Consider the following 10,684-nt stretch of genomic DNA (forward strand, 5'->3'; position numbering starts at 1 on the left):
GTACCCCATAGCCATCAAGCTAAGAGTACCCCATAGCCATCAAGCTAAGAAAATAAATGCCCCCAAAATGAAAATTTTAGTTACTAGCTAAACAAAGCTCGACTTTTTCACTTTGGGGGACATAAAAATATTAACTTGATGGGCATGTGGTGGGACCCCACTTAGCGTAAGAAAAGTCGGTTTTTTTATTAGGATATTGCTTAGCGTATGTTTTCCGCGTTTTGCTACTGGGACCCCATATAAAAAAGAAGGATAGATAAAATTTGCTTTATCTATCCTTCTTTGTACTACATATGACCTCATTTACTACAACAACATTAAGATTTACTACAATAAAATAAAAAATTCGTTGTTCAATTAATGCGCCCTTTAATTGAATAACTAATAAGTTTTTTATTAGCTAGTATTGGGAATTTTTGTTTATTAATCCTCATCAATCTCATCTTCAAATGCAGAATTCAATACATTAAATTCTTTTAAGTTAGAAGCTAATTCTTTACAGTTTTTGTTGCAAGGACGCTAATCTCCGCAGCCGATGCCCAGCCGTTAACACCCGCCGTTGCTTCGAGCTTTACATATGATGCATCTGTCGAGTCAAAAATTGCTTCTTTCTCCACATTGTTATTTGCCCAACTTCCGCTTGCAACCTTGGTAAAGGTCACTCCATCCGTACTTACATATACATTATAGCTTGTTATATTTCCGTTTAGCCCCGATTGCCTTGGTAAATACGTGACTTTATTGACTTTGTAAGCTCCTCCAAGGTTTAAAGTAATCGATTGAGGGAGAACATCAGATTTATCCCACTTTGTATGCCACAGCGTTTCTGGGTTTCCGTCAATCGCCATGGATGCAGCACTATTTTCACCACTTGTTTCCTGACTTGTCGCCGTTGCCTTCATTTGTGACTGAGGGATCTTATTAACAGTTACTTTAATGCTTGTTGTCAAAGGCACGTTATTTGGATTTGCCACCCCAGTTGGCAAAGTTACAGCTCCATTTACATTGAAGGTCTGTACAGTCGTTACAGCAGGATCATAGTTTGAAGCATCTACATCCCATGTCACTTTGGCATCGCCACCACCACCATCGGTAACCAAGGATACTGTCTTTGGCAATCCAAGGGCGTCTGCTGTCTTCGCCGYTCCGATTGCCACCCCTGTTTTGTCAGCAGGTGCAGTGATGCTCTCTAAATTAACACCTTGAGGCGTAATGTCAATGTCCTGCGACGAACGGTTATACATGGAATCCGCAGCGAATACTCGGAGGGTATATGGAGTAATCGGCGACAAACCTGTAATCTTGTATTCCCTGTGTTCATCGAATGGCTTGTCTAGCGGCAGCGAAAGACTGTTAAACGATTTGTCAACTTCCCCGGTAAGCTTGTTGATAAGCTGAACATTGTATTCCAACACACGCACATTGTCATTGGCTTGCTTCATTGTAAAAGTAAGTTCGTTGTTTTTGAAGGAATTGATCGTAATACCCTCATCAAACTGCGGAGCGATGAGTTCTCTTGTATCGCTTTTGCTATACGTAAAGGCATCTTTGCCTTCGCCAACGTAGACTACAGAAGGTATGCCTACAAATTCTTCTGTGCTTAAATTATAATGTTTGATGATAACTTTTGTACCATAAACCTCTATGAAATTCGAGATGCGAGGTGTGGTATTATAATTGATATATGCACCTTCAATATATCCGCCGGACGGACCGCCATCAATATAACTAGAATAATTCGTCGAACCAGCATCGAAATACGATGCCGCACCTTGATAGAGTGAACGTTCGTCGGTCGGATCGTAATGCGTATGACCTGACAGATAGACTACCTGCGACAAATTATTGTCAGCAATATATTTACCTACATTATTACTTCCTGCGGTGCTCCATGCCGATCCCCAATTGGTTCCGCTGATAGGGAAATGAGAAGATACAAATATCGGTTTGGTTGGATCGTAATCCGCTTCTTTTTTAATTTGGTCAAGGAAATTTTTAGCTTTTCCAGACGTGTTGTTGTTGTCATAATTTCCGTCAAAAACCACAAGATTATATCCTTTTATCTTGACCCGATAAGCATCGTTAAAGAAATTGTTATCGTACGATTTCGTAGATTCGTTCCAAGCGCCCGCCGAACCAACAGGAATTAATTTTTCGGCGCCGCCCATATCATGGTTGCCTCTTACTAAATAAAGCGCGATATTGTCAAATAAACTTTCATCTTTAAGTTTATTGTAGACTTTTGTCAGCTCATTCATCCACAGATATTCGATGGCATTGTTACCGCCGGTAACGTCGCCAGGAATCAACATTACGTCGGCTTGCGAGAATATTTTCAGGCTTTTTCTGAAATCATCTTCCACGCGCGCGATTGCAGCAGGATTACCACTGATTTCCGTATCGCTGTTCACAATCATATTTAAATCGGCGGGCGTTGCTGTTTTATTACTTTTTTGATAGATGAAGATGGCATTGGTTAGTTCACGTTCGTAATAATTGATCGTTTCCTGTGTAAATAATTTTTCTTTTTGCGTTGTTGCAACCGTAGTTGCCTTATTCAAAACCTTTTTCAAATAATCAAAATCGGATTCGCTGAAGCCGTTGCCGAGACCGCCTGCTTTGATTGCATTTGCTTCTGATATTGTGTCGTTAAGTGCGTTCATATCTACTTTATTTACAGCGTAACTATTATAATTCGCTTGAACTACATCACTGCTCAATACACCTTTCCAAACCATCAGATCAGCTATATCGAATGAATTACCGCCGAGGTTGCCCAAACCGTCGACACCTATTTTTAATGGGTTCGATGTATCTAAAGTTCCAAGCTTCAGCGTAGTTTCAGCCATTTCGTAACCATCAATATACAACGACGCGAGCATTTTATTTCTGTCTACGGCATATGTCACGTAACGCCAATCGGAAGCATCAAACGTATTGCGCCCAAAGGAAATGTTCTTTTCTTTTGCGGTCGGGAATCCTAAATTCATGTTGACCGAATTGGCTGATGTGTAAATCGCCCAGCCTGCGTTAGAGCCGTTACTAAAATCCTTGTTTGATAATATTACCTGATTATTCTTAGTGTCGCCCTTATACCAGAAGGATATGGTAAAACTGTCATTACCAAAATTCAAGCTATGCTTCGTACCGACATAATTGCCGTCTCCGCTTTCTAAGTGCAGAGCTTTGGTCCCRGGTAATACACCGTCTACATAACTATAATTTCCTTTCCCTTCCAAGTTCTCTTGATTAGCATCGTCATTTAAATTATTGTCGAATTTCATCGATGCAATAAGGGGGTTGGCATTTAATACTGCGTTCGTGGGCAATGAAGTTTTTTTGTCACCATTTGATGGTAAACCAACTACAACGCGCAATTTTTTACCAATATCATTTAACGTTACGGTGTAGCTTTTGGATGTACCACCCGATTTTACATTAATATATTGATCGCTTATACGTGATTCCTGTACTTGCCATTGAAATGTTAGATTTTTGCCCTTTGAACCATGATTCATGATTACACTGGCGGTGATCGTTTGACCGTAAACCGGCTGCATATTGTCGATTTTGACGAGTTTGTCGCCCGATGCGTTTGCAAGTGCGTCTGTGGTGGTCGATAACATAACGAATATCATCGTTAATACGACGGTAATGGATAAAATTCTTTTCATTACAGAAAACCTCCAAATTTTATGTATTTTAAGAGCCTATTCAAAAATCTCGTAAAATTAAGTAAAAAAACAAAAACGCACCGTAGCGAAACTTTGGTGCGGAACTCATTGATTATATCGATCATGTCGACGACTCCATTGTGCTAGAGAAAGTCGCCCCGCTTTACAAGGATGGCGGGCATCCTCCCATCGATCGGGATGAGAGGAGATTTTTCGTCACGGAAATCCCCCTTTCGTTTCTAATATTGGAACCTTGATTTTCTCCTTCTGCTGCTCTCATTAAACTAAAATGGTGCTTTTTGAATAGGCTCTTTTTGTATTCTAATGTAAAAATATTATATTTATATTTTCTCAGAGTAAATTTATAGTAAATCTGGCGGGCAACTATAAAGGGCCTTATTATCTTTAAATGTAGAATAAGGTAAATGTCTACCTACATTATAATGCCTCCTACGGCACCACTCCCGTATAGTATTTATAAATATATATGAAAATTTCAACTTATATAAAATAATGAGATTATAGATAAAAGTATCTAGTATATTCAAGGAAAACTTAATAGTTCATCAACCAAATATTTTATTTAAGGGGTACCGCCATTGCCATCAAGTTAAAGTTTTGTAGTACCCACAGAACGAAATTTTGGACTTTCTTGTAACTTCTAAGTTCAATTTATCGTTTTGAGGGTGACCGATTTTCTTGGCTTGATGGGCATGTTGCGGTACCCCTTTTTTTCAACTTACTACCGTTTATAGTCTGATACAAAATTTCTGATTTCTTTATCGGTATTTCCAAATTATTAACCATTTTAATGAGTTCAACCCATTCTTTATCAAGTTCTTCTACTGTATCGTTTGCCTCCTGACTTAGCATTACTATTCCCCTATCAGAATCAGAGAGTAACCCAACTATCTTTCTCACACCAGATTCACCTTCTTTTTCTTGATAACCCTGTGATTCTTCGTGTAGCAGTTCCCACTGCTCATATAGGCTTTTAGCTGTCTGATAGTCATCGAAGTAAGATTGGTTCACATTGAATTAGAGCAAAGGTTTTAACAGTAGAACAGGCTATGGACATAGGCTAGAAAAGAACATAAACGATATCAATATTGGCAATATTGGGCTAGTATGAAGTTTATTTATTCTGCCGTTATATTTCCCTCCGTATTAAAAATTAATTATCCGACCTAGAAAGGCGAATAAAAGATGGAAATAAAAGAACTATTTTTAGAATTACAAGGTACTTTTTTGTTAATAGCCAACACGAGCTAAACCCCACATATTGATTACAAATAGTTATTATAGTGATTAAAATACAGCGTTTTTTTCGGTATTTGCCTTAGCTTGATGGGCATGTGGTATGACCCCTGTAAGATTCAGAAACAGCAATTATTGAAATAAAATTAATTTCGTTTATTCCCCGTGAAAACTAGGGCAGTATCCATAGCGATTATAAAGTTCTTTTTTTATGAATATTCTCGGAAATACAGCAGATAGTACTAGGGTAAATACTTTTAAAGGAGTGACTAACATGAAATACACATTTTTAACAAGCGCCTTGATTGCTCTATTCCTTACGGGCTGCGGGGTAAGTGATAATAATGATAATGGAAAAAATGTAGGAATGAATACTAGCAATAAAAATAATGCCATGGACAATACCTTGAATGTAAATGACAGAAACAGGGACAACGATTACAATACCAGGCAATTAAGCAATGATGACAATGATAATAAAATGCGCGTGGCTGATGAAGTAGCAAATCGGCTAGAGGACATGGATAATGTAGACGGTGCCTCTGTCATTATTACAGATAATAACGCATATGTCGCCGTGAATCTGACAAATGACAAGAACCTGACAAATGACTTAGAAAAGAGAATTGTTGATCATGTAAAAAAACATGATGAAAGTGTAGACAACGTTTATGTCTCTGCGAATCCTGACTTTGTTAAAAGTATGAATGATTACAGGAACGATATTCAAAATGGAAAGCCGATTGGCGGACTATTTAATGAGTTTGGTGATATGGTACAAAGAATGTTCCCGGATGCCAAATAAAAGAGCTTAAAACCTCTGTTTATAATCGACTTGAGCTCATATTGCTTAGGTTCACTATCGGATCAAGATATCGATACAAATTGTTAAACGAGGAAGCATTTTGGTGTTTTTCGTTTAGACCTGTGAGGCTTTAAGGTCAAGAAGAGGTGCTACCTATTGTTACAGGTAGCACCTTCTCATACTTCTTTAATCCCTAAAAGGGGTATCTTTAGCAAAACGCGGATTTACAACGTTATACTATTAAAAATCCCAATCTTTCAGTGATATAAATGAGAAATTGGGATTTAATTATTCAACAATCGCGCCCTTTAACAGAAGACTCGATTTCAAGATAATCTAGATAATCTTAACAGACATTAATATCGATCTTCAGTTACTGCCCCCTTATATGTCCTAGTGACAGGGTTCTTAACATAGACCGCAAAGCACCATGATGTCAATAATTCTCCTAATTCGAATGCTCATCTTTTATGATTTACATGTAATGAATTATAGTATTTCTATATAACCTTCTGTTCCATTTACTCGAATACGTTGCCCATCTTTTATCAGCTTGGTGGCATTTTCAACACCGACAACGGCAGGTAAGCCATATTCACGTGCGATGACTGCTCCATGGGTCATCAGTCCGCCAACTTCGGTGACAAGTCCTTTTATGGATACAAACAATGGTGTCCAGCTAGGATCGGTGAAGGTTGTAACCAGTATATCTCCATCTTCTAGATCTGCATCTTCCATTTTTAAGATGACGCGTGCTCTGCCCTCTATAACTCCGGAAGAAACCGGTAGACCTACAATAGCTTCGGCTGTGAGATTTTCTCGTTTGTACTCACCTACAATGATTTCACCATCAGACGTGATAACACGTGGTGGAGTTAGTTTTTCATATAATTTGTACTCGTCTTTTCGTTTGCTGATGATCTGGTAATCTAGTTTATTTGTGCGTACAACTTCGTGAAGTTCTTCAAAAGTGAGATAGTATATATCTTCTTTTTCATGAATAACGCCCGCTTGTACGAGTTGTTCGGCTTCTTTCAGTAAAGCCTGCTTATAAACGAAGTATCGATTAACCATGCCGTATTTTGGATATTCCCGATAACCGATGAAATTCCGGATTAGGTCGATCATTCGTTTTGTTTCTTTGGCTTTTTGTTCACCATCCGGTAATTGCTTCAATCGATCTAATAACTCTTGTTCTTTTTTCAAAGCTTCCTGTCGCCCTTGCTCAAATTTCCGATTGCTAGCATTAGGCTCAAAGTTTTTGATATTACTAAGAATCACGGGGACAAGTGTAGTTGGTTTTTCGCTCCAACGAGTTTTAGTAATATCGATTTCTCCGGTACATCGCATTCCGTATTTGCTGAGAAAATCATAGATAGCGTCTTGGGTTTCCTGTCCACCATCAAACTTAACCAGTTCATCCAAAAAGTTATCATCTTTTACATGTTGTAAATAATCAATTACTTCTGGATAAGGACGAATCACATCTGCGACCTCCAATAGCGCCAGACCCATTTCTGAAGTAATATTGTTTGGTACAGATTGAGAAAGGGTGTCGGCTGCGTTTTTTTCACCTAACCACTCGTTCATATTTTCATTGATCCATGATGAAGCATCTATAGCAGCCATAAACACAGCTGAACTTTGTGGGTCAAATAAAATCTTCTTTAATATCTGGATATCTTCCAGAATAAAATCAAATAAATCCGATCCTGATTTCGTTTGGATGTTTTGTTTTAACTCTTCTATCGATGTTTGACTACTCTTAATCAAATCAGAAACGATTGTCGGGTCGTTTTCGATTTGTGCCTTAGAATCCGCAGACGACACACTTTTATTGCTTTTACCGGAACTCTGTTCTTGCTTATCATTTGGTAAAGATTTTATGAAATCTCCTCGCTCTATTATGGTAATGAGTGCGTCTTTCATGAGCGGATCGTGTTGTCCCATGGCATCTAATAACATTTTTCTGCTGACAGGTGAAGCCAGATTATTTATTACATCAACAAACAACCTTCCGCCAGCTTTAAATCTTGGTCCAAAAGATGTCAACTGAAATAAAGACATTCCCAATGGTTTCATGGGGTCGGTCATCATTTGTTGATGACCAACAGATACGTAAACGTGATTTTCTTGATCATTCGCTTCAGGGATCGGGTATAAAGTAGTGATTGGCCGACTCTGGACAATATAAAATGTATCATCAACCAAACACCATTCGATATCTTGTGGGCAACCAAAATAAGCTTCGATCTGTCTTCCTGTGCGTGCTAGTTGTAAAATTTGTTGTTCATTAAGTGTTTGAGTCTTTTGCTGATCGGGATCGATCTGCTGGGTCTCTGTTCCGCCTTCTTTTAGTCCATAGATAGCCAATTTTTTGGTTGCTATCATCTTATCGACGATTTCCTCTTCCTGTACTCTATAACAATCGGCAGATACCAAGCCAGAGACCAGTGCTTCTCCAAGCCCAAAACTGGCATCGATTGATAGCAGTTTTCGGTTAGAAGTAATCGGATCAGCGGTAAATAAAATCCCTGAAGCCTGTGGGAAAACCATCCTTTGAACGATAACGGATAAATAAACTTGTCTGGGGTCAAATCTATTTTGCATTCGGTAGATTACCGCGCGATCCGTAAATAGGGAAGCCCAGCATTTGCTGATATGCTGTAAGATTGCTTCTTTTCCGATGATATTTAAATAGGTATCTTGTTGACCGGCAAAAGAGGCGTGTGGTAAATCTTCAGCAGTTGCACTGGAACGCACTGCATAAGCATGTTCATCGCCAAACTGGGAGAGATAGTGAGCAACAGCCTTCACTACATCGGAAGGAATCTCTACTTCCATAATGATTTTCCGAATCTTCCTGCTGATTTTACTAATTTGATCTCGATCCTCTACTTTTAGCAGTGTTAGTTGATCCAACAATACGTAGAAGGCTTCGTTTTTTTCCAGGGCTTTTTGATAGGCTTCTGTCGTAACACAAAATCCTTCTGGCACTTGTATTCCATGAATCTTCGATAGTTCCCCTAAATTCGACCCTTTTCCTCCCGCGAGCAAAAGTTGCGTTTTATCGATCTCCCGAAACTCTAGTACATATGGTTTCATTTCTTTCCCTCCCATTTATCGCTCAATACCAAGACGAATCATATTACAAAAATTGTTCATCTGATCAACCAATTACGCTGTCCACTCGTTCCTGCTCCTGGCGAAGTTCCATGTTCCCTTAAAAAATAAAAATAGTGGTTGACTGAAAAGGATTTTATGATGTATAATTAAAATAGGGATAATTTATACAAAAATATAAAATTGTTGTATCTATATAAATTTACCACAGTTTCTCATTTTTATCAATGTATTTACACGACCATAATTTGCAAATTCAAAGGAAGAAAAACTCCTTTTTACAAGACAAATGACTCACAAAAAATGATATTCAAATATCCAATCATAAAGTGTAGCGTCAGGAAAATACGGATTTACAACTTTAAGAAACTCCAATATTAAAAAGCCCAATTTCTTAGTATTAATATTAAGGAATTGGGCTTTTTTCGTTCCCCAATAAAGCGCCCGTTTATTGAGGATTTTAAAGAGTGATTTTTATATTTTCCTCACAAATAATTGATTATCACTACTACTTGTATATTCTCCAATTTCTGTACCTAAACGGCTGTACAAACTAAGTTAATTCGAGATAAATATTCCCTTCAATATTACTTGAAGGGAATATTCCTGTTCATTTATATTTTAATCAATGGAATTTAATTCTAATAAATCGTGGTGTAAAGATGAATACTACATTATTAAGTGCTCTTGCCGAGCCAAATCGATTAAGGATTGTTGATCCACTTAGAGACGGACCTCCCACCGTGGGAGAAACTGCAGACCGACTTCAGATTCGCCAGCCATCGGCATCATCTAAGTGTGCTTTATAAATCAGGAGTGGTGGAATTTTATGCGGATGCAAATCGTTGAATTTATAAGCTTCGTTCAGAACCCTTTAAGGCATTAAACATTTGGTTGGAACTTTATCTGAAGGAGCTACAAAATAAAAAACAATAATTGGAGGGATAAAATGTTTACAAAAACCGAAATCACCCGTAGTTTCAACGCTCCTCGTGAGCTTGTATTTAAGGCATTTACCGAATCAGAACATCTGCAGAACTGGTGGGGCCCAAAAGGATGGGCTTTTGATATTTCTAAGTTTGAGCTTCGCCAGGATGGTGTCTTCCATTACAGCCAGACATCTCCTGACGGTAATGTAATGTGGGTCAAATTTGTTTATCATGAAGTAAATGCTCCAGAGAAACTCGTTTACACTTCTTTCTTTTCTGATGAAAAGGGTAACATCGTACGCGCTCCTTTTAACGACAACTGGCCATTGGAAACTCTCAATACTTTTACATTCACCGAGCATGAAGGTAAAACAATACTTACGATGATTGGGACACCTGTATCTCCAACTGAGGAGGAAATGAAAACTTACGAGGAGGCGCAAGAAATGGTTCAGGAGGGCTTTTCAGGAACCTTCGTTCAACTGGCTGATTACCTCTCAAATATTTCAGAAAACTGATATAGGTCGATGACGAACAAAAGAACAATGAGAACACTGTAAATAGCTGTGTTCTCATTGTTCTTGGTAATTATTTATTTTTACTGATTTTAATCGAACGGGTGCTTTAGTTGAACTAAAATAAGAACTCATTTATTAACAAGTTAATTCCATAAAAAGAATTAGCTTGTTTCCTTAACCTTCTTTTTTATTTTCAGCATAAGCGAAAAAAATTCTATTTCAAATGGAGTTAGTATAGTTTCATGGACACATTTTAGTTAAGTCCTTACAATGATTTTTGAGAGGATGTGTCTGTCTTGGAACGTAAGAATACAGGTAAAAAATATAATAATGAATTCAAGAAGACTATTGTAGATCTTTATCACTCGGGTAATTCGG

The 10,684-nt window shown here is 38.0% G+C and carries 5 protein-coding genes and 1 pseudogene; 3 read left to right on the forward strand and 3 right to left on the reverse strand.

Annotated elements, in window-relative coordinates; genetic code table 11:
* Nucleotides 1-488 precede the first annotated feature (488 nt).
* Together AC1DUW_RS14345 and AC1DUW_RS14350 are read right to left on the reverse strand one after the other, a co-directional pair.
* The gene (locus AC1DUW_RS14345) at nucleotides 489-3,674 is read right to left on the reverse strand and encodes a discoidin domain-containing protein (protein WP_477642800.1); all 3,186 of its coding nucleotides are present in this window, start codon (nucleotides 3,672-3,674) and stop codon (nucleotides 489-491) included.
* A 672-nt stretch (nucleotides 3,675-4,346) separates the two neighbouring features.
* The gene (locus AC1DUW_RS14350; RefSeq protein WP_477642801.1) at nucleotides 4,347-4,706 is read right to left on the reverse strand and encodes a hypothetical protein; all 360 of its coding nucleotides are present in this window, start codon (nucleotides 4,704-4,706) and stop codon (nucleotides 4,347-4,349) included.
* A 499-nt stretch (nucleotides 4,707-5,205) separates the two neighbouring features.
* Here AC1DUW_RS14350 and AC1DUW_RS14355 point away from each other — a divergent pair, with 499 nt between their 5' ends.
* The gene (locus tag AC1DUW_RS14355; RefSeq protein ID WP_053347669.1) at nucleotides 5,206-5,736 is read left to right on the forward strand and encodes a YhcN/YlaJ family sporulation lipoprotein; all 531 of its coding nucleotides are present in this window, start codon (nucleotides 5,206-5,208) and stop codon (nucleotides 5,734-5,736) included.
* A gap of 489 nt (nucleotides 5,737-6,225) precedes the next feature.
* Here the strand turns inward: AC1DUW_RS14355 and ppsA are convergent, their stop codons facing one another.
* On the reverse strand, nucleotides 6,226-8,841 hold the full coding sequence (gene ppsA / locus AC1DUW_RS14360; RefSeq protein WP_477642802.1) for a phosphoenolpyruvate synthase: 2,616 nt from the start codon (nucleotides 8,839-8,841) through the stop codon (nucleotides 6,226-6,228).
* Nucleotides 8,842-9,521: 680 nt separating this feature from the next.
* Here ppsA and AC1DUW_RS14365 point away from each other — a divergent pair.
* A pseudogene (locus AC1DUW_RS14365) lies at nucleotides 9,522-9,795 on the forward strand (ArsR/SmtB family transcription factor).
* Nucleotides 9,796-9,808: 13 nt separating this feature from the next.
* On the forward strand, nucleotides 9,809-10,306 hold the full coding sequence (locus tag AC1DUW_RS14370) for an SRPBCC family protein (RefSeq protein ID WP_477642803.1): 498 nt from the start codon (nucleotides 9,809-9,811) through the stop codon (nucleotides 10,304-10,306).
* The last annotated feature ends 378 nt before the right edge of the window (nucleotides 10,307-10,684 follow it).

It is taken from the genome of Peribacillus sp. P4_C12 (assembly GCF_056402095.1).